23 protein-coding genes are annotated in these 25,081 nt (G+C 65.6%); 13 read left to right on the top strand and 10 right to left on the bottom strand.

Annotation, left to right across the window (positions count from 1 at the left end):
- Position 1: 1 nt before the first annotated feature.
- The 6 genes from purE to GW587_RS21320 all read left to right on the top strand — a co-directional run bounded on the left by purE (position 2) and on the right by GW587_RS21320 (position 6,719).
- Entirely contained in the window at positions 2 to 514 is a 513-nt protein-coding gene (purE, locus tag GW587_RS21345; protein ID WP_371875634.1) for a 5-(carboxyamino)imidazole ribonucleotide mutase, read from the top strand.
- Positions 515 to 1,708: a 5-(carboxyamino)imidazole ribonucleotide synthase gene (locus GW587_RS21340; protein WP_166106621.1), complete on the top strand. Its 1,194-nt coding sequence runs from the start codon at positions 515 to 517 to the stop codon at positions 1,706 to 1,708. It begins immediately after the preceding gene.
- Positions 1,705 to 2,769, top strand: coding sequence for an L-threonylcarbamoyladenylate synthase (locus tag GW587_RS21335; protein ID WP_166106620.1), 1,065 nt, complete (start codon positions 1,705 to 1,707; stop codon positions 2,767 to 2,769). The genes GW587_RS21340 and GW587_RS21335 overlap by 4 nt, the downstream gene beginning before the upstream one ends.
- 74 nt (positions 2,770 to 2,843) lie before the next feature.
- Positions 2,844 to 4,388 carry an alpha/beta hydrolase family protein gene (locus GW587_RS21330; protein ID WP_166106619.1) on the top strand — a complete coding sequence of 515 codons (1,545 nt, stop codon included), beginning with the start codon at positions 2,844 to 2,846 and terminating at the stop codon, positions 4,386 to 4,388.
- Positions 4,389 to 4,562: 174 nt separating this feature from the next.
- Entirely contained in the window at positions 4,563 to 5,963 is a 1,401-nt protein-coding gene (locus GW587_RS21325; RefSeq protein WP_166106618.1) for an SGNH/GDSL hydrolase family protein, read from the top strand.
- Positions 5,964 to 6,038: 75 nt separating this feature from the next.
- Positions 6,039 to 6,719: an OmpW/AlkL family protein gene (locus tag GW587_RS21320; protein WP_166106617.1), complete on the top strand. Its 681-nt coding sequence runs from the start codon at positions 6,039 to 6,041 to the stop codon at positions 6,717 to 6,719.
- 41 nt (positions 6,720 to 6,760) lie between these two features.
- Here GW587_RS21320 and GW587_RS21315 read toward each other — a convergent pair whose 3' ends face one another.
- Both GW587_RS21315 and GW587_RS21310 read right to left on the bottom strand, forming a co-directional pair.
- Entirely contained in the window at positions 6,761 to 7,945 is a 1,185-nt protein-coding gene (locus tag GW587_RS21315; protein WP_166106616.1) for an acyl-CoA dehydrogenase, read from the bottom strand.
- Positions 7,946 to 8,033: 88 nt separating this feature from the next.
- Positions 8,034 to 8,537: a flavin reductase family protein gene (locus tag GW587_RS21310; RefSeq protein ID WP_166106615.1), complete on the bottom strand. Its 504-nt coding sequence runs from the start codon at positions 8,535 to 8,537 to the stop codon at positions 8,034 to 8,036.
- A gap of 109 nt (positions 8,538 to 8,646) precedes the next feature.
- On the opposite strand from GW587_RS21310, the gene msrA reads away from it, so the two are divergent.
- A complete protein-coding gene (msrA, locus tag GW587_RS21305) occupies positions 8,647 to 9,174 on the top strand; it encodes a peptide-methionine (S)-S-oxide reductase MsrA (protein WP_166106614.1) in 528 nt (175 codons plus the stop codon).
- Here msrA and GW587_RS21300 read toward each other — a convergent pair.
- A complete protein-coding gene (locus tag GW587_RS21300; protein WP_166106613.1) occupies positions 9,143 to 10,375 on the bottom strand; it encodes a class I SAM-dependent methyltransferase in 1,233 nt (410 codons plus the stop codon). The two genes, msrA and GW587_RS21300, sit on opposite strands and share 32 nt — an antisense overlap.
- A 71-nt stretch (positions 10,376 to 10,446) precedes the next feature.
- Entirely contained in the window at positions 10,447 to 11,682 is a 1,236-nt protein-coding gene (pdxH, locus tag GW587_RS21295) for a pyridoxamine 5'-phosphate oxidase (protein WP_166106612.1), read from the bottom strand.
- 31 nt (positions 11,683 to 11,713) lie between these two features.
- Between pdxH and tcdA the strand changes: the two genes are divergently transcribed.
- The 3 genes from tcdA to cysK all read left to right on the top strand — a co-directional run bounded on the left by tcdA (position 11,714) and on the right by cysK (position 14,122).
- Entirely contained in the window at positions 11,714 to 12,559 is an 846-nt protein-coding gene (tcdA, locus tag GW587_RS21290; RefSeq protein WP_166106611.1) for a tRNA cyclic N6-threonylcarbamoyladenosine(37) synthase TcdA, read from the top strand.
- A gap of 118 nt (positions 12,560 to 12,677) precedes the next feature.
- Entirely contained in the window at positions 12,678 to 13,151 is a 474-nt protein-coding gene (locus tag GW587_RS21285; protein ID WP_166106825.1) for an FKBP-type peptidyl-prolyl cis-trans isomerase, read from the top strand.
- A gap of 38 nt (positions 13,152 to 13,189) precedes the next feature.
- Positions 13,190 to 14,122 (top strand): cysteine synthase A, encoded by a 933-nt coding sequence (gene cysK, locus GW587_RS21280; RefSeq protein WP_166106610.1) that lies wholly within the window; start codon positions 13,190 to 13,192, stop codon positions 14,120 to 14,122.
- Here the strand turns inward: cysK and GW587_RS21275 are convergent.
- The 5 genes from GW587_RS21275 to GW587_RS21255 form a co-directional block, all read right to left on the bottom strand.
- Positions 14,119 to 15,135, bottom strand: coding sequence for a cation diffusion facilitator family transporter (locus GW587_RS21275; protein WP_166106609.1), 1,017 nt, complete (start codon positions 15,133 to 15,135; stop codon positions 14,119 to 14,121). The two genes, cysK and GW587_RS21275, sit on opposite strands and share 4 nt — an antisense overlap.
- The gene (locus tag GW587_RS21270) at positions 15,132 to 15,458 is read right to left on the bottom strand and encodes an ArsR/SmtB family transcription factor (protein ID WP_166106608.1); all 327 of its coding nucleotides are present in this window, start codon (positions 15,456 to 15,458) and stop codon (positions 15,132 to 15,134) included. Before GW587_RS21270 ends, GW587_RS21275 begins: the two co-directional genes overlap by 4 nt.
- Before the next feature lie 131 nt (positions 15,459 to 15,589).
- Positions 15,590 to 16,117 (bottom strand): hypothetical protein, encoded by a 528-nt coding sequence (locus GW587_RS21265; RefSeq protein ID WP_166106607.1) that lies wholly within the window; start codon positions 16,115 to 16,117, stop codon positions 15,590 to 15,592.
- A 6-nt stretch (positions 16,118 to 16,123) separates the two neighbouring features.
- Positions 16,124 to 16,864, bottom strand: coding sequence for a P-loop NTPase family protein (locus GW587_RS21260; RefSeq protein WP_166106606.1), 741 nt, complete (start codon positions 16,862 to 16,864; stop codon positions 16,124 to 16,126).
- Positions 16,865 to 16,927: 63 nt separating this feature from the next.
- The gene (locus GW587_RS21255) at positions 16,928 to 17,422 is read right to left on the bottom strand and encodes a CinA family protein (protein WP_166106605.1); all 495 of its coding nucleotides are present in this window, start codon (positions 17,420 to 17,422) and stop codon (positions 16,928 to 16,930) included.
- Positions 17,423 to 17,656: 234 nt separating this feature from the next.
- Here GW587_RS21255 and GW587_RS21250 point away from each other — a divergent pair, with 234 nt between their 5' ends.
- On the top strand, positions 17,657 to 20,275 hold the full coding sequence (locus GW587_RS21250; RefSeq protein WP_166106604.1) for an EAL domain-containing protein: 2,619 nt from the start codon (positions 17,657 to 17,659) through the stop codon (positions 20,273 to 20,275).
- On the opposite strand, the gene thiL is transcribed toward GW587_RS21250, so the two are convergent.
- A complete protein-coding gene (gene thiL, locus GW587_RS21245) occupies positions 20,260 to 21,234 on the bottom strand; it encodes a thiamine-phosphate kinase (RefSeq protein WP_166106603.1) in 975 nt (324 codons plus the stop codon). The two genes, GW587_RS21250 and thiL, sit on opposite strands and share 16 nt — an antisense overlap.
- A 288-nt stretch (positions 21,235 to 21,522) precedes the next feature.
- Between thiL and GW587_RS21240 the strand changes: the two genes are divergently transcribed.
- Together GW587_RS21240 and gmd are read left to right on the top strand one after the other, a co-directional pair.
- Complete coding sequence (locus GW587_RS21240) at positions 21,523 to 23,841, top strand: NADP-dependent malic enzyme (protein WP_166106602.1); 2,319 nt, start codon at positions 21,523 to 21,525, stop codon at positions 23,839 to 23,841.
- 204 nt (positions 23,842 to 24,045) lie between these two features.
- The gene (gene gmd / locus GW587_RS21235) at positions 24,046 to 25,080 is read left to right on the top strand and encodes a GDP-mannose 4,6-dehydratase (protein WP_166106601.1); all 1,035 of its coding nucleotides are present in this window, start codon (positions 24,046 to 24,048) and stop codon (positions 25,078 to 25,080) included.
- Position 25,081 lies beyond the last annotated feature (1 nt).

Raw genomic sequence — 25,081 nt, 5'->3', positions numbered from 1 at the left:
GATGACCGAGCTGACGCTGGTACAAAATTCGCCGCTGGTCGGCGTCATCATGGGCTCGTCTTCGGACTGGGACGTGATGAAAAACGCGGTCGACATCCTCAAGCAGTTCGGCGTGCCGTTCGAAGCGCAAGTGATATCGGCGCACCGCATGCCGGACGAGATGTATGCCTATGCCAAGAGCGCGCGCGCGCGCGGCCTGCGCGCCATCATCGCCGGCGCCGGCGGCGCGGCCCACCTGCCGGGCATGGTGGCCGCGATGACCATCGTGCCGGTGCTGGGCGTGCCGGTGCCGTCGAAATACCTGCGCGGCGAGGACTCGATGCTGTCGATCCTGCAAATGCCGAAGGGCGTGCCGGTGTCGACCTTCGCCATCGGCGAAGCCGGCGCCGCCAATGCCGCGCTGACGGCGGTGGCGATGCTCGCCGCCACCAACGACGCGCTGGCCGACAAGCTGGAAGCCTACCGCGTCACGCAAACCGAAGCCGCCAAGGCCATGACTTTACCGCTGGAATAAATGAGTAAACTGTTTTCACCATTACTGCCCGCCGCCAACCCGCCAGCCTGGCTGGGCGTGATGGGCGGCGGCCAGCTCGGCCGCATGTTCGCCCAGGCCGCGCAAAGCATGGGTTATCAAGTGGCGGTTCTTGAGCCGGCCGACAGCTGCCCGGCGGGACAGGTCGCGCAGCGGCTGGTCAACGCCGGCTACAGCGACGCCGCCGGCCTCGATGCGCTGGCCGCGCAATGCCTGGCCGTCACCACCGAATTCGAAAACGTCCCGGCCGACAGCCTGTCGCGGCTGGCGCAAAGCGTGTTCGTCGCGCCCGACGCGCACGGCGTGTCGGTGGCGCAGGACCGCATCGCCGAGAAGCGCTTCTTCGTCGATTGCGCGCCGAAGTCGGGCGTGATGCCGGCGCCGCACAAGGTGATCGCGACGCTGGACGACATCGACGCCATCGGCGACGATCTCTTGCCCGGCATCCTGAAGACCGTGCGCATGGGTTACGACGGCAAGGGCCAGGTCCGCGTCAAGTCGCGCGACGACGTGCGCGCCGCCTTCGACGCCATGGGCCAGGTCACCTGCCTGCTGGAGAAGATGCTGCCGCTGGCCTACGAAGTGTCGGTGCTGACCGCGCGCGGCGCCGACGGCGAAGCGGTGGTCTACCCGATCGCCGAGAACGTGCACCGCGACGGTATCCTGTTCACCACCACCGTGCCCGGCCCGAACGTCACCGCCGAGTGCGCCACGTTGGCGCAGCAGGCGGCGCAAGCCATCGTCGCCGAACTCGGCTACGTCGGCGTGCTGTGCATCGAATTCTTCGTGCTGGAGGATGGTTCGCTGGTGGTCAATGAAATGGCGCCGCGTCCGCACAACAGCGGCCACTACACGATGGACGCCTGCGTCACCAGCCAGTTCGCGCAGCAGGTGCGCGCCATGGCGCGTTTGCCGCTGGGCGACGTGCGCCAGCATTCGCCGGCGGTGATGCTCAACATCCTGGGCGACGTCTGGTTCGCCGACGCCAGCGATCACACGCGCGAGCCGGCCTGGAACGAAGTGCTGGCGCTGCCCGGCGCCTGCCTGCACCTGTACGGCAAGGACGACCCGCGCCGCGCCCGCAAGATGGGCCACCTGACCTTCATCGCGCCGACCTTGGCGCAAGCGCAGCGGCAGCTGGAGGCCGCCTGCGTCATCCTCGGTATCCCGTCGTGAAACCGCCGGTCGTAGCGGACCAGGCCGCCATCGCCACGGCGGCGGCGATCCTGGAGCAGGGCGGTCTGGTGGCGTTTCCCACCGAGACCGTCTACGGCCTCGGCGCCGACGCCGAAAACCCGGCGGCGGTGGCGCGCATCTATGAAGCCAAGGGCCGTCCCAACGACCATCCGGTGATCGTCCATGTCGCGCCCGGCGCCGAGCTCGACTACTGGACCACCGACATCCCGGCCGAAGCGCGCCAGCTGGCGCAAGCCTTCTGGCCCGGCCCGCTGACGCTGATCCTGAAGCGCGCCGCCCACATTCCCGACGCCGTCTCCGGCGGCCAGGACACGGTCGGCATCCGCTGCCCGTCGCATCCGGTCGCGATCGCCCTGCTGAGCGCCTTCAAGGGCGGCAAGGGCGGCGTGGCCGCGCCGTCGGCCAACAAGTTCGGCAACGTCAGCCCGACCACCGCGCAGCACGTGCGCGACGAGTTCGGCCTGGACGACGACGACGGCGCCACCGACCATGCCGAATCCTGCAGCGCCGGTCTGCTGACCACCGTGCTCGAAGGCGGCCCGAGCCAGGTCGGCATCGAATCCACCATCGTCGACCTGTCGCGGTTGTCCACGCACGGCCCGGTGCTGTTGCGTCCGGGCCACATCAGTGCGCAACAAATCGCCGACGTCATCGGCGCCTTGCCGGCAGCGCCCGACCAGGCCGCGCCGCGCGCCTCCGGCACGCTGGAATCGCATTACGCGCCGCGCACGCCGGTGGCCATGCTGGCGCACGACGCGCTAGTGGCGGCGCTGGACGCGTTGCAGCGCAACAGCGTCAAGGTCGCCGTCATCAGCCACGCCATCGCCCCGTTGCCGACGCCGCAGCAAGCGTTGCCCGCCGATCCGGCCGGCTACGCCTACGGCATCTACGCCGCCTTGCGCGACATGGACCAGACCGGCTCAGACCTGATCCTGGTGGAAACGCCGCCGCAGGACGCCGCCTGGCACGGCGTCAACGACCGTTTGCGGCGCTCGGTGTTCGGCTCGGCCGGGGTGATCGATACACTGTTGAAACAGTAATTCGCCGACCGATCTGCTAGCATTGTCGGGTTACCGGCCGAAAAACTCGCCCGGACATCTGGCAAGGATGCGATATGCGCGACGCTCGACTGGTTCTGATTGCAACGGCATTGGTATTGACCGCATGCGGCGGCGGCTCCGGCAACAACGGCGCCAACAACGGCGGCACGGTGGTCTCGCCGCCGACCCCGCCCGCGCAAGTGCGCGGCGTCGCCATCGGCGGCGCGACCCTGGTCCCGGCCACGATCGCCGGCAGCGTCAAGGTCAACACGCTCGACCCGTCCGCGCTGAAAATCCTGCTCGACACATCGGTGCTGTTCGGTAGCAATTTCACCGGCAACCCGGTGTGCGCCATCACCACCTACACGCTGAAATACCACACTATCGACTCGGCCGGCGCCGACACCGACGCCAGCACCGCCATCATGGTGCCGTCCGGCGGCGACGCCGCCTGCCAGGGCGGCCGTCCGGTCGTGTTGTACGCGCACGGCACCTCGGTGCAGAAAAGCTACGACATGGCCGACCTGTCGTCGACCGAACCGCGCCTGGTCGCCGCCATGTTCGCCGCGCGCGGCTACATCGTGGTCGCGCCGAATTACGCCGGCTATGCCGGCTCCTCGCTGGGCTACCATCCCTACCTGGACGCCACGCAACAAGCCGGCGACATGATTGATGCGCTGCGCGCCGCGCGCAGCGTGTTCGCCGGCATCAACGCCGGCGCCTCCAGCCGATTGATGGTGACCGGCTATTCGCAGGGCGGCTTCGTGGCGATGGCGACCCAGCGCGCGATGCAAACCCAGTACCCGAGCGAATTCAATGTGACGGCGTCGGCGCCGCTGTCCGGACCGTATGCGCTGCTGCAGTTCGGCGACACCATCTTCAACGGCGCGCCGAGCGTCGGATCGAGCGGCTTCCTGCCGCTGGTGATCAACGCCGGCCAGCGCGCCGGCGCCGCCATCTACGCCAGCACCGCCGACGTGTACGAAGCCAAGTACGCCACCGGCATCGACACGCTGCTGCCCGGCACCCAGGGCCTGGGCGCCCTGGTCAGCGCCGGCAAGCTGCCGAACGACGTGCTGTTCGCCCAGGATTCGCTGCCGCAGGTGTCCGGCTACGGCGCTTTCTTCGGCGCCGATCACCTGATCAAGACCAGCTACCGCAATGCCTATCTGGCCGACCTCAAGGCCGCGCCGTGCAACGCCAGCGCGGCCAATCCACTCAATTGCACGCCGGCGCAGCCGCTGCGCAAATGGCTGCTGAAGAACGACCTGCGCACCTACACGCCGTCGCTGCCGACCTTGCTGTGCGGCGGCAACGCCGATCCGCTGGTGCCGTTCGCCAACACCAGCGCCGCCAGCGCCTACTTCCGCGCCCAGGGCATGAGTACGTCGCAACTATCGGTACTGGATGTGGATGACAGCGCGCTGACCGGGCCGTTCCAGGCGACGCGCGCGGAGTTCGTGGCGGCCAAGGCTTTGTTGCGGCGCATCACGATCGAGCAGGGCGGCACCGCCGCCGAGGCCGACCAGGCCGTCAAAGACAGCTATCATGCCGGTCTGGTGGCGCCGTTTTGCCTGCGCGAAACACGGATATTTTTCGATTCTGCACCAAGCCGGTGAGTTGCTGTTTGATATACATTAAACAGCACCGAGCAAGCGTTCTTTTTTGCTCACAAACCCGGCTTTTTCAATGCGTTCCCCTATACAAGATTTGCTAACGCTGGCATATTAGCTGGGTTGCGAATAGCACGGCCGTTCGTATCACATCACAAAATAATATTTCTAGGAGACAATATGCGCCACACCAAATTTGCACTCGCGGCAATGACCTTGGCCGTCCTCGCGGGTTGCGGCGGTACCGACCCAGCCCCGGGCAACCAAGCCGTCAAGAACAAATTCAGCGCCCAGGTATCGTTCGGCGACAGCCTGTCCGACGTCGGTTCGTACAACGTCGGCACGGTTGCCGCGCTGAAGGGCGGCAAGTTCACCATCAACGGCGACAACACCGCCATCAATGCCACGCTGACCGGCCGCAACTGGACCGAGCTGCTGGCCGCCCAGATCGGCGTGGCCGCACCGTGCGCCGCCGTGACCGGCCTGGATGGCGACGCCACCAAAGGCTTCTCGGTGCCGCAAGTGGCGCACGCCGGCTGCTACGGCTATGCCCAGGGCGGTTCCCGCGTGACCAATCCCGTCGGCCCGAACAACAAGCTGACCGGCAGCGCGCTGGGCGCGTTGACCATTCCCGTCGTCACCCAGATCGCCAACCATCTGAAAGCGGTCGGCGGCAAGTTCAAGGGCGACGAGCTGGTGCTGGTCATGGCCGGCGGTAACGATGCGCTGTTCCAGCTGGGCGCGCTGAGCGCGGCCGCCACCGCCGCCGGCACCAAGGCCGGCACCGAAGCGGGCGCCAAAGCCTATGTGCCTGCCCTGGTGCCGCTGCTGGCCGCCGGCGCGACCAATCCGGCCACCGCCGCGCAAGCCATCGGCGCCGCCGCCGCGACCGCCGCCGCCGCACCGGGCGCGACCCAGACCACCATCACCCAGGCCGCCGTCTTCGCCGCCGCCAGCCAGCCGGGCAACTCGGCGGTCGGTTCGCCGGCCGTCTACGGTCCGCTGGTGGCCAAAGCCACCGCCGACGCCACCGCCATCGGCAACGCCGCCGGCGCCAAGGCCGGCGCCGACTACGCCGCCGCCAACGGCCCGGCGCTGGTCACCGCGATGGCGACCGCCGGCACCGAACTGGCGACCCTGGTGAAAGCCCAGATCATCGCCAACGGCGCCAACTTCGTCACCGTCAACAACCTGCCGGACGTGGCCACCACGCCGTCGGGCCGCGGCCAGCCGGCATCGACCCAGGCCCTGATCAACGCCATGGTCAGCGCCTTCAACAGCGCGCTGTCCACCGGCCTGGCCAGTGAAAGCAAAGTGGTGCTGGTCGACGTGTTCGCCGTCAGCCACGACCAGGCCACCAACCCGGGCCCTTACGACCTGAGCAATGTGACCGAAACCGCTTGCGACCTGAGCACCGCCAAGAATCCGCTGGGCAGCTCGCTGGTGTGCAACGGCAGCAATCTGAAATCGGGCGACGTCAGCCATTATTCCTTCGCCGACGACGTCCACCCGACGCCGTTCAACAACCTGCTGCTGGCGCGCTACGTATCCAAGGCGCTGGTGACCAAGGGCTGGCTGTAATTCAGTCGTCGCAGGCCGCCGCGCCGCCTTGGGGCGGGCGGCGGCCGGACCAACACACATACATCAGGAGACGATATGAAGAACACGGTAAAACTGCTGGCGCTGGCCGCCGCAATGACGTTGGCCTCGGCCGCATCGGCGCAACAAACCGCCGGCACCTGGCTGGGTACGCTGGGCATCAACAAGATCACGCCGAAAGTGGAATCGGGCGACGTCTCGGCGCCGGCGCTGCCGGGCACCAAGACCGACGTCGGTTCGGACACCAAGCCACGCTTCGCGATCGGCTACATGATCACCGATAACGTGTCGGCCGAGCTCGACCTGGGCCTGCCGTACAAGCACGACCTGTACGGCGCCGGTTCGATCGAAGGCACCGGCAAGCTGGCCACCTCGGAAGTGCTGCCGCCGACGGCGTTCATCCAGTACCGCTTCCTGCCGGCGAACTCGATGTTCCGTCCGTATGTCGGTTTGGGCGCGACCTATGCGCTGTTCCAGAAGGAACGCGGTTCGGGCCAGCTGACGGCGGTGCTGAACACCGGCGGTCCAGGCTCGACCTTCAAGCTGGACAACAAGTGGGCGGCCAGCTACCAGATCGGCGGCACGCTGAAGATCAACGAGAAGTGGTTCCTGGACGCGTCGGTCATCAAGACCAAGCTGAAAACCAAGGCGCATTACTCGACCGGCCAGACCCAGGACGTACGCCTGGATCCGCTGGCGGTCAACTTCAGCATCGGCTACGCCTACAAAGGCTGGTAAGCCATAAAAAAACGCTGCCTCGGCAGCGTTTTTTTTGGGGCTTATTGGAAGGCTTGGATGCCGGTCTGGGCCCGTCCGAGGATCAGCGCATGGATATCGTGCGTGCCCTCATAGGTATTCACGACTTCCAGATTGACCATGTGGCGGATGATGCCGAACTCGTCCGAAATCCCGTTCCCGCCCAGCATGTCGCGCGCGACGCGCGCCACATCCAGCGACTTGCCGCACGAGTTACGCTTCATCATCGAGGTGATTTCCACCGCCGCCGTGCCGGCATCCTTCATGCGGCCCAGTTGCAGGCAGCCTTGCAGGCCCAAGGTGATCTCGGTCTGCATGTCGGCCAGTTTCTTCTGCACCAGCTGGTTGGCGGCCAGCGGACGGCCGAACTGGGTGCGGTCGATGACGTACTGGCGCGCCGTGTGCCAGCATGCTTCGGCCGCGCCCAGCGCGCCCCAGGCGATGCCGTAGCGTGCCGAATTCAGGCAAGTGAACGGACCCTTCAGGCCGCGCACGTCCGGGAACGCGTTCTCTTCCGGGCAGAACACGTTGTCCATGACGATCTCGCCGGTGACCGAGGCGCGCAGGCCGAACTTGCCGTGGATCGCCGGCGCGCTCAGGCCCGCCATGCCTTTCTCCAGCACGAAGCCGCGGATGGCGCCCTCGTCGTCCTTGGCCCAGACCACGAACACGTCGGCGACCGGCGAATTGGTGATCCACATCTTGGCGCCGCTCAGCGAATAGCCGCCGGCGACCTTTTTGGCGCGGGTGATCATCGAACCCGGATCGGAACCGTGGTTGGGTTCGGTCAGGCCGAAGCAGCCGATCCACTCGCCGGTGGCCAGCTTCGGCAGGTATTTCTGTTTCTGCGCCTCGGTGCCGAACTCGTAGATCGGCACCATCACCAGCGACGACTGCACGCTCATCATCGAACGGTAGCCGGAATCGACGCGCTCGACCTCGCGCGCGATCAGGCCGTAGGCCACATAGCTCAGGCCCGGACCGCCGTACTGTTCCGGAATGGTCGGTCCCAGCAAGCCCAGCTCGCCCATTTCGCGGAAGATCGAAGTGTCCATCTGCTCGTGGCGGAAGGCTTCCAGGATGCGCGGTTGCAGCTTGTCCTGGCAATACGCGGCGGCGGCGTCGCGCACCATGCGCTCGTCGTCGGTCAGTTGCTGGTCCAGCAGCAGGGGATCATCCCAGTGGAATTGGGCGCGGGCTTGGGTCATGGCGGTCTCTCATTATGGTGAATGCTGCCAGCATTCTAAGCCGCCACAAAAGTGTCGGCTTTTCAAATGGCGACACCAATTTCCGTTTTTACCCCAGGGCGCCGAACTGGCCGCCGTGGAAGATCAGCGGCGGGCAGGGCGAAAATTCGCACAGTTCCACTTCGCCGACGAAAATCACATGGTCGCCCTCGGGATAGCGGCTGCGGTTGTGGCATTCGAACCAGGCCGAGGCGCCCTTGAGGATGGGCTGGCCGGTGCGCGACAGCTCGTATTCGACCGAATCCCACGGATTGACGCCGCGCGTGGCGAACAACTTGGCCAGGTGCGCCTGGCGCGCGTTGAGCACGTTGATCACATAATGCGAGTTGCCGCTGAAGATGGGCATGCTGTTGGCGCCGTTGGCCAGGCTCCACAGCACCAGCGGCGGATCCAGCGACACCGAGTTGAACGAACTGGCCGTCAGGCCACGGAAGGTGCCGTCGGCCAGCCGGGTGGTGATGACGGTGACGCCGGTCGCGAACTGTCCCAGCGCCTGGCGGAAATGAGCGGTGTCGAAAGCGCGGTCTTCGGCGCGGGGGGAAGTAGTGTGCATGATCGGCCTGTGTCTTTTAGCCATTATGCCAAAGATTGCCGCACCATAGCGGATTGGCGCCGTTTGCGTTACAGTAAGCAATGGGTATTCTTCGAGGCAGGGGGGAGTCATGACGAGCGAAACAGCGGTTCTGGGCGGCGGCTGCTTCTGGTGCACCGAGGCCGTGTACCTGGAGGTCAAGGGGGTTACATCGGTCGAGTCCGGTTACACCGGTGGGCACGTGCCCGACCCCAGCTACGAGCAGGTGTGCGCCGGCGAAACCGGCCATGCCGAGGTGGTGAAACTGGCATTCGATCCCGCCGTCATCTCCTTCCACGACTTGCTGGAGATCTTTTTCACCATCCATGACCCGACCACGCTGAACCGCCAGGGCAACGACGTCGGCACCCAGTACCGCTCGGTGATCTACTACCAGTCGCCGCAGCAGGAAGCCACGGCGCGCCAGGTGGTGGCGGAAATGGCCAACGTCTGGGACGCGCCCATCGTCACCGAGCTGGCGCCGGCCCAGTCCTATTACCGGGCCGAGGACTACCACCAGGACTACTTCCGCCAGCATCCGCTGCAGGGCTATTGCGCCTTCGTGGTCGCGCCCAAGGTGGCCAAATTCAAGAAGACGTATTCGAATCGCCTGCGCTAGCTGGATACATGTGCTGGCGCGACCACGGCAAGGCGGCCGAGCGCTGGCCCGCCTTGCGGCCGACGATCTGGTACAGGCTGATCCAATCCTGCTCGAAGGCGTAGCTGCACCCGGCCAGGTAGACGTGCCAGATGCGGAAGCGCTTGTCGCCGGCCAGTGCCCGCGCGCGGTCGGCGTGCGCCTCGAAGTTGTCGGTCCAGATGGCGCAGGTGCGGGCGTAGTGGCGGCGCAGGTTTTCGACGTCGAACACCTCCAGCGCGCCTTGCTGCATCGCCTTCAGCACGTGGCCAATATGCGCCAGCTCGCCGTGCGGAAACACGTATTTCTCGATGAACTCGCCGCCGCCGTACGGCGTCTCGCCGTTGTCCGGATCGGTGGAGGTGATGCCGTGGTTCATCACCACCCCCTGCGGCGCCAGCAGGCGGTGGATGGTGGCGAAATACTCCGGCAGGTGGCGCACGCCGACGTGCTCGAACATGCCGACGCTGGTGATGCGGTCGAACTGGCCCTGCACGTCGCGGTAATCCTGCAGGCGGATTTCGACCAGGTGCTCCAGCCCGGCCTGCCGCACCCGTTCCTTGGCCAGCGCGAACTGGTTCTCCGACAGCGTGATGCCGACGCAGCGCGCCTGGTAGCGCTGCGCGGCGCGGATCACCAGCGCGCCCCAGCCGCAGCCGATGTCGAGCAGCGTCTGGTTCGGTTGCAGCTCGATCTTGCGCAGGATGTGGTCGATCTTCTTCAGTTGCGCCGCCTCCAGGCTCTCGTCGCCGTGCTCGAAGTAGGCGCAGGAATACACCAGGTTGGGATCGAGGAACTCGGCGTAGAACTCGTTGGAGACGTCGTAGTGGTAGCGGATCGCCTCGGCGTCCTTCTGCTTGTTGTGGCCGAAGCTGCGCACCACCCGCGCGAACTTGCCCTCGGCCTTGAGCGTGGTGCGCGCCAGCGCGTTGACCACGTTGATCATGTCGCGGGCGTGGCCCTTGACCTCGATCGCCCCCTCGACATAGGCGGCGCCCAGGTTGGACAGCGACGGGGTCAGCAGGTAGCGCGCGGCCGACACGTTGGGCAGCTTGATGGTCACGCGCGGCGTCTCGTTGGAGAAGTCGATCTGCTGGCCGTTCCACAGTTCTATGCGCAGCGGCAGCGAGACTTGTTGATGGATGCCCGCGATCCAGGCGCTGAGTCGATTTTGCACGAACAAGATAACCTCCGGTTCAGAAATAAAAAAGACCACCGCAAGCGGTGGTCCGGGATCTGAAGCGGGGCGCTTGCCTACGGCTGCAAACGCTCCTTCACCCAGCTGCCATCCGCTTGTTTGACATACACGATCCGGTCGTGGAAACGCGAACGGCGTCCCTGCCAGAATTCGATGCGCACCGGATCGAGGCGATAGCCGCCCCAGTGTTCCGGCCGTACCGGATGCGCGCCGCCGACCGCCGCGGCCGCATCGTAATTGGCTTCCATCTGCTCCCGGTTGGCGATGCGCGCGCTCTGCTGCGAAGCGATCGCAGCGATCTGGCTCTTCACCGGCCGGCTGTAAAAGTAGGTGTCGCTCTCGTCGGCGGAAGTCTTGACCACCGTACCTTCGATGCGCACCTGGCGTTCCAGTTCGCTCCAAAAAAACAGCAGCGCCGCGTGCGGATTGGCGCCCAGTTGCCGGCCTTTCTGGCTCTCGTAGTTGGTGTACCAGGTGAAGCCGCGCACGTCGTATTGCTTGATCAGCACGATGCGCGAACTCGGCTTGCCGTCCGCGTCGACCGTCGCCACGTTCATCGCGTTCGGCTCGTTGACCTTGGCGTGCAGCGCTTCCTCGAACCACTTGCCGAACTGGGCGATCGGATCGTCCAGCACGTCGTTTTCCGTCAAGCTGGCGCGGCCGTAATCGAGACGCAGATCCGCCAGCACCACCCCGTCGGCCACCGTGTTGGCGACCGCCGGCTGTTGTTGTTCCGGCACCTGACTTTGCGGCAGGTCGGGCGTGATGCCGCGCCGCACCTGCATGGCGCTGCCGAGTTGCGCCATCTGTTCCGGGCTGAACAGGCGTTTCGCCATCGGCGCGATGTTCGCCTCCTCGACCGCCATGTGGGCCGCGTAGGTGTCGCAGAAACCTTGCACATCCCGCGCCGACAAGGCTGAGCTTTGCCCCGTAGCAATTTGATCAAGTTGTGATTTGATTATATGCCAGTCTCTATCCATTTGCTCGTGACCCGCCAGGATCGCGGGCACCAGTTCCGCCAGCAACACCGCGTCGGCGTCGCGCGCGGTAGCCTGCAGCATCGGCACCAGGTTTTGTTCCTCGTCCTCGTGGTGCAGGTGGGCCGCGTTGTTGAAATATTTGAGGACGGCCTGGGCGGCTTTCTGCGCGTCGGCGTCGGCGCCGTGCTTGGGCAGGTGGGCCAGCAGGTTCTGCATGGTCAGCAACTGCTTGCGGATGCGGTCGTGGCAATGTTTCAGGACCGCTATCGGCTGGTTGAAGTCGGGGGCGGTGTCGATCAGGGAGTTGCTCATGGGCGGGCGCTCTGCGGGTTAAAATAACGGAATGAACAGCATATCACCTCCCAATTTCGACGACGTCGACTTCGATCGCCGTTTCGGCGGCATCGCCCGGCTGTACGGCGCGCGCGCCTTGGAACGCTTTCGCGGCGCCCACGTGTGTGTGGTCGGCGTCGGCGGCGTCGGCTCGTGGATCGTCGAAGCGCTGGCGCGCAGCGCCATCGGCCGGCTGACCCTGATCGACCTCGACAACGTGGCCGAATCCAACATCAACCGCCAGATCCAGGCCCTCGGCAGCACCGTCGGCATGGCCAAGATCACCGCGCTGGCCGAGCGCATCGCCGAGATCAACCCGTTTTGCGTGGTCAACCAGATCGAGGACTTCGTCACCCCGGACAACCTGGAACAGATGCTCGGCGCCGGCGACTACGACTACGTGGTCGACGCCATCGACAGCGTCAAGGCCAAGGCGGCGATGATCGCCTGGTGCCGCGACCACGCGCTGCCGCTGGTGATCATCGGCAGCGCCGGCGGCCAGACCGATCCGACCCAGATCGCGGTGCGCGACCTGGCCCGCACCGAGCAGGAGCCGCTGCTGAAGAAGGTGCGCAAGGTGTTGCGCAGCCAGTACGGCTTCCCGCGCGGCGAGAAGACCAAATTCCACGTCGACGCCGTGTTCTCGATGGAACCGCTGAAGTTCCCGGAAACCGGCGAAGTGTGCGCGGTGGACGGCGACGACCGCGCCGGCGGCGTGACCGGCCTGAATTGCGCCGGCTTCGGTTCGGCGATGGTGGTCACGGCAGGCTTCGGCATGGTGGCGGCCAGCCATGTGCTGCGCAAGCTGGCCGAGGCGGCGCAGGTGGCGCCGGCTGCGGCGGCGGAAGCGGTCTAGTTTTTATGCAGTTCGCGATGCAGGTTTGCTATCATGGTGCGCGCTGGCACGGAGGGCGTGCCGTCACAGACCTCATCGAAAGAATAAAACCATGACGCGTAGTTCCGTTTTAGTAGCAATGCTGTGCGCGCTGGCCGCCTCCGTGGCCCAGGCGCAAGCACCCACCGAACCCGCCGCAGCGACGGCGCCGGCCGCCACCGAGGCGCCGATGGTGGTCGGTTCGGCCACGCCCGGCCCCGCCGCCGAACAGCTGATCGTCACCGACACCAAGGTCGGCACCGGCAAGGAAGCCATCAAAGGCGCCACCGTGTACATGCACTACTCGGGCTGGCTGTACCGTCCGCTGGCGAAAAACATGCACGGCAAGCTGTTCGACTCCTCGATCCCGCGCGGCGAACCGCTCGACTTCGTGCTCGGCACCGGCCGCGTCATCAAGGGCTGGGACCAGGGCGTGCAGGGCATGAAGGTGGGCGGCAAGCGCACCCTGATCATCCCGTCGGAACTGGCCTACGGCGCGCGTCCGAGCCCGGGCAGCGGCATCCCGCCGAATTCCGCGCTGATCTTCGACGTCGAGTTGATGGACGTGAAGTAAAAGGCGTAGACTGGCGATTCCATTCATGGAGGGCTCGGATGAAGATCGCCAACGACGTCACTGAACTGATCGGCCATACCCCGCTGGTACGGCTGAACCGGCTGGCCAAGGGCAGCGCCGCCCAGGTGCTGCTCAAGCTGGAATACTGCAACCCGGCGCACAGCGTCAAGGACCGCATCGGCCTGGCGATGATCGAAGCGGCCGAAGCGGCCGGGCAGATCCGCCCCGATACCATCATCCTCGAACCGACCAGCGGCAACACCGGCATCGCGCTGGCGATGGTGTGCGCCGCGCGCGGCTACCGCTGCACCCTGGTGATGCCGGAGACCATGAGCCGCGAACGGCGCCTGCTGCTGCGCGCCTACGGCGCCGAGCTGATCCTGACGCCGGGCGCCGAAGGCATGCTGGGCGCGATCCGCCGCGCCGACGCGCTGGCCGCGTCCGACCCGCGCTATCTGATGCCGCAGCAATTCAACAACCCCGCCAATCCGGACGTGCACCGCCGCACCACGGCCGAGGAAATCTGGAACGACACCGACGGCGGCGTCGACATCCTGGTGGCCGGGGTCGGCACCGGCGGCACCATCACCGGCGTCGGCGAAGTGCTGAAGGCGCGCAAGCCCGGCTTCCGCTGCGTCGCGGTGGAGCCGGAGGCGTCGCCGGTGCTGGCGGGCGGGGTCAAGGGGCCGCACCCGATCCAGGGCATCGGCGCCGGCTTCGTGCCGGCCGTGCTGAACACCGGCATCTACGACGAGATCATCGGGGTGGGCAACGCCGACGCGTTCGAGACCGCGCGCCTGGCGGCCAGCCAGGAGGGCTTGCTGGTGGGGATCTCGTCCGGCGCCGCGCTGTGGGCGGCGTTGCAGGTGGCGCGGCGGCCGGAGAACGCCGGCAAGATGATCGTCACGATCATCCCATCGTTCGGCGAGCGTTACTTGAGCACGCCGCTGTACGCCAACCTGGCCGACTAGTTTGCGGGCTGCACCAGGCAGCACTCGTGGGCGGTGGCGCCGAGGCGGATTTGCAGCGTGCTGTGCTGGACCGCATGGTGTTCGCGCAGTTCCTCGCTGATCTCATCCATCGCGTGGTCGCCGGGATGGCCGGCCGGCGTCACCAGTTGCGCGGTCAGGGCGGTCTCGGTGGTGCTGACGGCCCAGATGTGCAGATCGTGCACCTCGGTCACGCCGGGGCGGCTGCGCAGGAACTGTTCGATTTCAGCGCGGTCCACATTGTCCGGCACGGCGGCCAGCATCATGCGCATCGACTGCGCCAGCAGCGACCAGGTGCTGTAGACGATGAAGGCGACGATCAGCACGCTGACCGCCGGATCGACCCAGTTCCAGCCCGAATAGCGCACGATGACGCCGGCCACCAGCACGCCCAGCGAGATGGCCGCGTCGGCCGCCATGTGCAGGTAAGCGCCGCGGATATTGATATCGTCCTTGCTGCCGGCCATGAACAGCCAGGCCGAGAAACCGTTGACCAGGATGCCGACGCCGGCCACGACGGACACGGTCAGGCCGGCCACCGGATCGGGATGGATCAATTGCTGCACGGCCTCCCAGGCGATGCCGCCGCAGGCCACCATCAGCAGCATCGCGTTGAACATCGCCGCCAGCATCGAGCTGCTGCGCAGGCCGTAGGTATAGCGGCCGTTGGGCGCGCGCTTGGCCAGGATGGCCGCGCCCCAGGCCAGCATCAGGCCCAGCACGTCGGACAGGTTGTGGCCGGCGTCGGCCATCAGCGCGGTCGAGTTGGCGAGGAAACCGTAGAAGAATTCGATGGCGACGAAAGCGGTGTTGAGCACGATCGCGATGGCGAAGGCGCGGCCCATGGTGTTGGGATCGCCGTGGTGGTGGTGGTGGCCGTGGCCGTGATCGTGGCCATGATGGTCGTGGCTGTGCGGCTTGGCCTTGGCCGGCGCGTGGCCGTGACCGTGGTCATGGTCGTGATCGTGGTGATCGTGGTCGTGGTGCTTGCTCATGCTTCGTTCCCGTTGGAAGGTTCGGCGATATGTTCCAGCATATCGTTGAGTACGCCGGTGATATGGGCATCGGCGGCGGAGTAGAAGACCTGTTTGCCCTGGCGTTCGGACTTGACGATGCGCGCCGCGCGCAGCAGGCGCAGGTGGTGGCTGACCAGCGAGCCGCTGAGTTCAAGCGACGTGGCGATATCGCTGACGGCGATCGGCGCCGACAGGCAAGCGAGCACGATGCGCAGCCGGGTCGGATCGCCGAGCAGATGGAACAAATCGGCGAGTTGGGCGATGGCGGGATCGCAGCCGGAATAGTCGTGTTGACAGCTCATGATGCTAACAAATGAATAGGTGTTCATATGTTAGCAGAAAAATCCGGGGTCAGAGCTAAAAACTGGACACGAGTTCAACCGTAGCGCGCTACGGTTGAACTCGTGTCCAGTTTTTAGCTCTGACCCCGGAGTTATTTTTGTAGTTCGGCTTGCAGTTGGGCGCGGACTTTGGGGTCGAGCTTTTGGATCGCTTTGCTCAGCTTGTCGGCGTTTTGCAGCGCGAGCGCTTCTTCCGCCGTCAGCGACTTCGCTTGTTGGATCACCGGCGCCGGCGGCGCTTTGCTGAACGCGGCCTGGCCACCCAGCACGATCAGCGCGCTCAATATGGCGATGCCGGCGGCGGCGCCCAGCAGCCGCAGCTCGCGCGGCGTGATCGCCGGCGCTTGCGTGGCGATCGCGCCCACCGGCGCGGCCGGGGCCGGGGCGTAGCCGGCCGGGGCGGGCTTGCGCGCGCCGGCGTCGTGCGGCGCCAGCCCGCCCGCCAGCCGCGCTTGCTGCGCCAGCTCCTGCGAGGCGGCGTCGATCAGCGCGACGTGCCGCTCCACCGCTTCCTCCAGCACCGCTTCATTCAGCGCCACCAGCGCGAACACCGGGTCGTCGATGTCGATCTTGACCCCGGTTTTCTCAAAGACCAGACTGCGCAGCTTCTGCTGATCCATGGCCGCTTACCACTGCACTTTGTCGAGTTGTTCGAACAGGTCGCGGAACACGACCTTGATGCGCTGCTTTTCCATCACGTTGAACTTGTCGCTTTCCTTGACCTCGTTGGCGGTCAGCCGCGCCGTGTTCATCTTCTTGATGTCGGCGCCGAAGGTGTCGGCGTTGCGCGCCGACAGCACCACCCGGCCGCGCACCCGCGCCGCGTTGTCGGCGTAGGTCTGCGATTCGGTGAATTGCTTGCCGGACGCCGATTGCAGCAGTCCGAAATGCTCGTTTTCCCACAGCACCAGCGGCACCGTGGTGGCCTTGGCGGTCGAGACGAAACCCATCGCGGTGTCGTGCAGCGTGTCGCCGCCGCCGACGATGGTGTGGATGTAGACCTTGCGCCCGGATTCCTGCAACAGCGCGAAGCAGTCGTTCTCGATCAGGTAACCCATCAGCGGCGAGAAGGTGTTGGCGCCGTTGTCGATCACGCAGTTGCCGTCCTGCTCCAGGATGTCGATCATCAGCGCGTCGAAGCGCTTGGGGTCGATGTTGCGGCTGTCCGTCATCACCGGCACGTGCTTGACCTCCATCGCCTTGTAGCGCGAGAAGGTGGCGTTCTCCTGGTCGGTGTCGTAGCAGCGCAGCGGCTGCTGGCCTTCGGCCACGTCCTTGGACGCGATCCATTGCGCCAGGATGGTCGACACCAGCGTCTTGCCGATGCCGCCTTTGCCTTGGAGAATAAAATGTACCGTGTTTTGCATCAACCACTCCCGAATCGCGTGAATGCGAAGAGAGTAATTGTTTTGTGGTCTTAAGGCAACCGCCTAGTTAATGAATCGCAGCAGTCCCTGCAATGCGTGGATCACCGTCTGCTCGCGCACCGCGCGGCGGTCGCCGCTGAACACCAGCCGCTCGGTGTGCACGCTGTCGGCGTTGGCCCAGCCGAAGCAGACCGTGCCCACCGGCTTGCCCGGCACCGCGCCGGTCGGCCCGGCGATGCCGGTGGTCGACACCGCCAGATGGGCGTTGCTGGCGCCCAGCGCGCCGCTCGCCATCGCCGCCGCGACTTCTTCCGAAACGCTGCCCATCTGCGCGATCAGCGCCGCCGATACGTCCAGCATCTCGGTCTTGGAGGCGTTGGAATAGGCGATGAAGCCGCAGTCGAACCATGCCGTCGAGCCGGCGATTTCGGTGATGGCCTGCGCCACGCCGCCGCCGGTGCACGATTCGGCGGTCGCCAGGATCAGGCCCTTGTCGTGCAGGGCTTTGCCGACCTGCGCGGCGAGGTCGAGGATGGTGTCGCTGTTGTTGGAACTCATGGGATTCTCCTTCTGAAGCGGCGGATGGCTTGCTGCAACTGTAACATGCGGTGCACAAAAAAACATTAGACCGCCGATTTGTTCTTGCGTACACTCGGCTAAGATTGCCCGGAGTTAAGCTGCCCAGATACCGCAGCCGTGCGCCGCCGATCGGGCAGGCTCAGTTATGCTGCTCTTCATAAGCGGTCAGGACCGGCCATGACGCCGTTCCCGATGAGAACCCACGGAGCCGCCATGATCAGCCAGTCCGACCTGTACCACGCCCGCATCCTGATCGTCGACGATCAGCCGGTGAATGTCGAGCTGCTGGAATTCCTGCTCAACTCCACCGGCTACAAGGCCGTCAGCGCCACCACCGATCCGCGCGTGGTGGCCGGCTGGCATGCGCAACACCGCTACGACCTGATCATCCTCGACCTGCACATGCCCGGCATGAACGGCTTCGACGTGATGGAGGCGCTCAAACCGCTGGAGACCGACGCCTGGCTGCCGGTGCTGGTGGTCACCGCCCAGCCCGACCACAAGCTGCGCGCCTTCGAGGCCGGCGCGCGCGATTTCATCAGCAAGCCCTTCGATCCGGTCGAGGTGCTGACGCGCATCCGCAACATCCTGGAAATGCGCCTGCTGCACCGCCGCGAGCGCGAGTACAACGCCCGCCTGGAGCAGACCGTGCGCGAGCGCACCGCCGAATTGCAACGCTTCCGCAGCGCGATGGACGCCACCGCCGACGCCATCTTCCTGCTCGATGCGGTCAGCGCCGAGCTGGTCGACGTCAACGACGGCGCCTGCCGCATGCTGGCCTATCCGCGCGCGGAAATGCTGGGCCAGACCGCCAGCCGGCTGGGCCTGGGCGCGCCGGCAGCGCTGTGCGCGCAGGCGGCGCGGCTGGAGGATTACGCCGCCGCCATCGGTCCGGCGCGCGCGCCGGAGTTGATCGAGCTGGAGCTGATGCGGCGCGACCTGATCGCGGTGCCGGTCGAGATTTATTGGCAGCTGTTGCAGCGCGCCGGCCAGCCCGCGATCCTGCTCGGCGTGGCGCGCGACATCAGCGAGCGGCGCCAGGCCGAGGAGCTGTTGCAGCACATGGCCCACTACGACAGCCTGACCGGCCTGCCCAACCGCACGCTGTTCTACCAGACCCTGGCCGACGCCATCGCGCTGGCGCAGGACAAGGCGTGGCGCATCGTGGTGCTGTTCATCGCGCTGGACCGCTTCAAGAACATCAACGATTCGCTCGGCCACGCGCTGGGCGACGAGCTGCTGCGCCAGTTCAGCACCCGGCTGGTGCAGTGCGTGCGCATCCGCGACACCGTCGGCCGCTTGGGCGGCGACGAGTTCGCGCTGATCCTGACCATGCCGCGCGACCAGCAGGACGCGGTCCACACCGCCAACGAGGTACGCGAGGCGCTGCGCCTGCCGTTCGACCTGGACGGCCATCCGGCCGTGCTCAGCGCCAGCATCGGCATCGCCATGTACCCGGACGACGCCACCGATCCGGAAACCCTGATCAAGTACGCCGACACCGCGATGGAGCGCGCCAAGCAGGCCGGGCGCGACGGCTACCGCTTCTTCACCGCCGGCATGAACGTGCAGGTGCTGGCGCGGCTCGACATGGAGCTGGCGCTGCGCCGCGCGCTCGACGGCGACGAGCTGCTGCTGCACTACCAGCCCAAGGTCAACCTGCACACCGGCGCCTTCGCCGGGGTCGAAGCGCTGCTGCGCTGGCAGCGGCCCGGCTTCGGCATGGTGTATCCGGCCGAGTTCGTGCCGGTGCTGGAGGATACCGGCCTGATCGTGCGGGTCGGCGCTTGGATCATCGACGCCGCCTGCCGCCAGATCGGGGAGTGGCTGCGCGGCGGCGTGGGCCCGGTGCGGGTGGCGGTCAACGTCGCCAGCCGCCAGTTCGTCGAGGGCGACCTGGAGCAGGAGGTGCGCTCGGCGCTGGCGCGGCACCAGGTCCCGGCCGAGCTGCTGGAGCTGGAGCTGACCGAGACCGCGCTGATGTCCAACGCCGAGCGCACCATCACCGTGCTGACCAACCTGAAGCAGATCGGCATCAAGGTGGCGATCGACGATTTCGGCACCGGCTATTCGTCGCTGGCCTATCTGCAGCGCTTCCCGATCGACAAGCTGAAGATCGACATCGCCTTCGTGCGCGACATCACCACCAACCCCAACGACGCGGCGATCGCGCAGGCCATCATCAGCATGGCGCACAGCCTGAAGCTGCGGGTGATCGCCGAGGGCGTCGAGACGCGGCCGCAGCTGGAGTACCTGCGGCGCAGCCGCTGCGACGAGATCCAGGGCTATTTCTTCAGCCGCCCGCTGCCGCCGGACGAGTTGGGCGCGCTGGTGACCTCGGGCCGTTCGCTGCCGCCGGCGCCGGGCAACAACGGCCATCCGGCGCAGACGCTGTTGATCGTCGACGACGACGTCAACGTGCTGGCCTCGCTGCACCGGCTGTTCCGCCGCGACGGCTACCAGATCCTGACGGCGGCCTCGCCGGTCGAGGCGTTCGAGCTGTTGGCGCTGCATTCGGTGCAGGTGATCGTGTGCGACCAGCGCATGCCGGTGATGAGCGGCACCGAGTTCCTCAGCAAGGTCAAGGAGATGTATCCGGAGACGATACGCATCATCCTGTCCGGCTATACCGGGCTGGAGGCGGTGCTGGATTCGATCAACCGCGGCGCCATCTACCGGTTCTACACCAAGCCGTGGGACGACACGCAGCTGCGCGACAACATCCGGCTGGCCTTCCACCATTACTGGCTGATGCACGGCAGTGGCCGCCGCGCCGGGCAGCCGGATGAGGATGCGACCGCGCTGCAGCCGGCGATTCAGGACGTGAAGTGATCGAAGCTGTCGAGTTTGAGTTGCAGCGGCAGGCCCTGCGCATCGACCAGCCGCAGGCCTGATGCCGCGTCGATGGCGCCGACCCGCGTCACCGGCGTGGCGACGCTGTCGGCGGCGGCCAGCACCGCCGCGCGCGCCGACGCCGGCGCGGTGAAGCACAGCTCGTAATCGTCGCCGCCGGCGGCGCAGTAGGCGCGGCGCAGCGCGATGTCTTGCGCGGCCAGCACCGGGCCGGCCGGCAGCGCGTCGAGATCCAGCGTGGCGCCGAGCGCCGACGCGTGCAGAATATGTCCGAGGTCGCCGACCAGCCCGTCCGAGATGTCGATCGCGGCGTGGGCGATGCCCTGTTGCGCCAGCAGCAGTCCCAGCGCCACGCGTGGCGACGGCGTGTGCATGCGCGCGGCGGCCGCCTGCAGGCTGGCGGCGTCCAGCGGCTGCGGCAATTCCAGCCGGTAGCCGGCCAGCGCCAGGCGGGCGTCGCCCAGCGTGCCGGAGATCCAGATATCGTCGCCGGCCTGGGCCGCGCCACGCCGCAGCGCCTGGCCCGGCCGCACTTCGCCGAACACGGTGATGCAGATGTTGAGCGGGCCCTTGGTGGTGTCGCCGCCGATCAGTTCGATGTCGAAGGCGTCGGCCAGCGCGAACAAGCCTTGCGAAAAGCCGGCCAGCCAGTCGCGGTTGGCGGCCGGCAGCGCCAGCGCCAGCGTGAAGCCGACCGGCCGCGCGCCCATCGCCGCCAGGTCCGACAGATTCACCGCCAGCGCCTTGTGGCCCAGCCGCGCCGGATCCTCGCCGGCAAAGAAATGCCGGCCCTCGACCAGCATGTCGGACGAGATCGCCGTCTGCATGCCGGGCGTGGGCGTCAGCAGCGCGCAATCGTCGCCGATGCCCAGCGTGGCGCGGCCGGCGCGCCCGGGGCGCTGGAAATAGTGCTTGATCAGGTCGAATTCGGAGAGCATATGGCATTGTAGCGACGAATTCCGCGCTCGGGTCGATGAAAATTAGCAATTGCAATTACAGGCACTTTTGTAATAGCGCACGACTATCAATTCGTAAAATGAGTTATATGATGTCTACCGATGCGCTAAATGTCGCTAAAACCGGCGTTTGTCGCTTTATTTCTGCGGTGCGTCATAACAAAGCTTGATATCGCTCATACGGGTTGGTGAAAATACCTACGTATTCGCAAGAATTGGTCTGATAAAATCGTAAGCTTTCCGATTGCACAAACAGGAAGGCCGCACAGCATGGATTCGTCATCTGATAAAAAAGAAGAACTTCGTCAACAATTGCGCCTCGCCGCGCTGGAATACCACGAGTGCCCGACGCCAGGCAAAATCAGCGTCACGCCGACCAAACAATTGACCAACCAGCGCGATCTGGCGCTGGCGTACTCCCCGGGCGTGGCCGCGCCATGCGAAGAGATCGTTCTCGATCCGGCCAACGCCTATAAATATACCGCGCGCGGCAATCTGGTCGCCGTGATCACCAACGGCACCGCCGTGCTGGGCCTGGGCAACATCGGTCCGCTGGCCGCCAAGCCGGTGATGGAAGGCAAGGGCGTACTGTTCAAGAAGTTCGCCGGCATCGACGTGTTCGACATCGAGATCAACGAGCAGGATCCGGACAAGCTGGTCGACATCATCGCCGCGCTGGAACCGACCTTCGGCGGCGTCAACCTGGAAGACATCAAGGCGCCGGAGTGCTTCTATATCGAACGCCAGCTGCGCGACCGCATGAAGATCCCGGTGTTCCACGACGACCAGCACGGCACCGCGATCATCGTCGGCGCCGCCATCCTGAACGGCATCCAGCTGGTCGGCAAGGACATCGCCAACTGCAAGCTGGTGGTGTCGGGCGCCGGCGCGGCCGCGCTGGCCTGCCTGGACCTGATCGTCGACCTCGGCTTCCCGCTGGAAAACATCTACGTCACCGACCTGGCCGGCGTGGTCTACAAGGGCCGCGCCGAGCTGATGGATCCGGACAAGGAACGCTTCGCCCGCGTCACCGACGCCCGCACCCTGGCTGAAGTGATCCCGGGCGCCGACATCTTCCTCGGCGTTTCCGCCGGCGGCGTGCTGAAGCAGGACATGGTCAAGGCGATGGCGCCGAACCCGCTGATCCTGGCGCTGGCCAATCCGAATCCGGAAATCCTGCCGGAGGAAGTCAAGGCGGTGCGCGACGACGCCATCATCTGCACCGGCCGTTCGGACTTCCCGAACCAGGTCAACAACGTGCTGTGCTTCCCGTACATCTTCCGTGGCGCGCTGGATTGCGGCGCCACCACCATCACCCGAGAAATGGAAATCGCGGTGGTGCACGCGATCGCCGAGCTGGCCCACGCCGAGCAGTCGGACATCGTCGCCACCACCTACGGCTTCACCAACCTGTCGTTCGGTCCGGAATACCTGATCCCGATGCCGTTCGATCCGCGCCTGCTGATCAAGATCGCGCCGGCGGTGGCCAAGGCGGCCGAGGATTCGGGCGTCGCCACACGTCCGATCAAGGATCTGCAAGCCTACGCCGACAGCCTGCAACAGTTCGTCTACCGCAGCGGCACCTTCATGAAGCCGCTGTTCCAGATGGCCAAGAAGACCCACGCCGACCTGAAGCGCATCGTCTACGCCGAAGGCGAAGAAGAGCGCGTGCTGCGCGCGGTGCAGGTCATCGTCGACGAGAAGCTGGCGCGTCCGATCCTGGTCGGCCGTCCGGCCGTGCTGGAGACGCGCATCACCAAGTTCGGCCTGCGCCTCAAGCACGGCGTCGACTTCGACGTGATCAACCCGGACCATGACGAGCGCTACCGCGACTACTGGCAGTCGTACTACGAGCTGACCGCGCGCAAGGGCGTCACGCAGGAGTACGCCAAGCTGGAAATGCGCCGCCGCCACACGCTGATCGGCGCCATGATGATCAAGAAGGGCGACGCCGACGGCATGATCTGCGGCACCTTCGGCACCACCCAGCTGCACCTGCACTACATCGACCAGGTGCTGGGCAAGCGCGAAGGCGCCTGCGTCTACGCCGCGATGAACGTGCTGATCCTGCCGGAACGCCAGCTGGTGATGGTCGACACCCACGTCAACGAGAATCCAAACGCCAACGAGCTGGCGGCGATCACCGTGATGGCGGCCGAAGAGATGCGCCGCTTCGGCCTGTCGCCGCGCGCCGCGCTGCTGTCGCACTCCAACTTCGGCTCGTCCAACAGCGAATCGGCGCAAAAAATGCGCGCCGTGCTGAAACTGGTCAACCAGCTCGATCCGACGCTGGAAATCGACGGCGAGATGCACGGCGACACCGCGCTGGACTCCAAGCTGCGCCACGCCATGATGCCGGACTCGACCTTGACCGGCGACGCCAACCTGCTGGTGGCGCCGAACATCGACGCCGCCAACATCGCCTACAACCTGGTCAAGACGGCGGCCGGCAACGGCATCGCGGTCGGCCCGATCCTGCTCGGTTGCTCGCAGGCGGTGCACATCCTGACGCCGTCGGCCACGGTGCGCCGCATCGTCAACATGACCGCGCTGTGCGTGGTCGACGCGGTGGCCCAGCGCAAGGTGTAAACCGGCGTTTGCCCGCCAACAAGGTCGGACCGGTTCTCATCTGGGAGGCGGGCCGGCCTTTTTTATCGCCAAAAAAATACTCCTGTAACAAGATGTAAGTGATGTAATCGAGAGATTTGGTGAGAAGTGCGCAAGTTTCGCTCTGTTACAATAGCGGGCTACTAATATTACCCATGACTTGGATTGTTATTCACCATGCAGAAAATGAAGAAAGCCCTGGTAACGGGCATCACCGGCCAAGATGGCGCCTACCTCGCTGAACTGTTGCTGGAAAAAGGCTATGAAGTCACCGGCACCTATCGCCGTACCAGCTCGGTTAATTTCTGGCGTATTGAAGAACTGGGCATCCAGTCGCACCCGAACCTGAAACTGGTCGAATACGACCTGACCGACCTCGGTTCCAGCATCCGCCTGCTGCAAAACGCGCAGCCGGACGAAGTGTATAACCTGGCGGCGCAAAGCTTCGTCGGCGTGTCGTTCGAGCAGCCGGTCACCACCGCCGAGATCACCGGCGTCGGCCCGGTCAACCTGCTGGAAGCGATCCGCATCGTCAATCCGAAGATCCGCTTCTACCAGGCGTCGACCTCGGAAATGTTCGGCAAGGTGCAAGCCGTGCCGCAAAAGGAAGACACCCCGTTCTACCCGCGCAGCCCGTACGGCGTGGCCAAGCTGTATGCCCACTGGATGACCGTGAACTACCGCGAATCCTATGGCATCTTCGGCTGCTCCGGCATCCTGTTCAACCACGAGTCGCCGCTGCGCGGCCGTGAATTCGTCACCCGCAAGATCACCGACTCGGTGGCCAAGATCCATCTGGGCCAGCTGGACGTGCTGGAGCTGGGCAATATGGACGCCAAGCGCGACTGGGGTTTCGCCAAGGAATACGTCGAAGGCATGTGGCGCATCCTGCAGGCCGACCAGCCCGACACCTATGTGCTGGCCACCAACCGCACCGAGACCGTGCGCGATTTCGTCAGCATGGCCTTCAAGGCGATCGACGTCAGCATCGCCTGGAGCGGCGAGGCCGACCATGAAATCGGCACCTGCAAGAAAACCGGCAAGGTGCTGGTGCGCGTCAATCCTAAGTTCTACCGTCCTGCGGAAGTGGAACTGCTGATCGGCGACCCGTCCAAGGCTGAAAAGGAACTGGGCTGGAAGCCGTCGACCACGCTGGAGCAGCTGTGCCAGATGATGGTCGAGGCCGACCTGCGCCGCAACAAAGCCGGTTTCTCTTTCTAAG

The sequence above is a fragment of the Duganella aceris genome (assembly GCF_011090165.1).
GTDB lineage: Bacteria > Pseudomonadota > Gammaproteobacteria > Burkholderiales > Burkholderiaceae_D > Rugamonas > Rugamonas aceris.
This window is presented reverse-complemented; position numbering and strand designations above follow the sequence as displayed.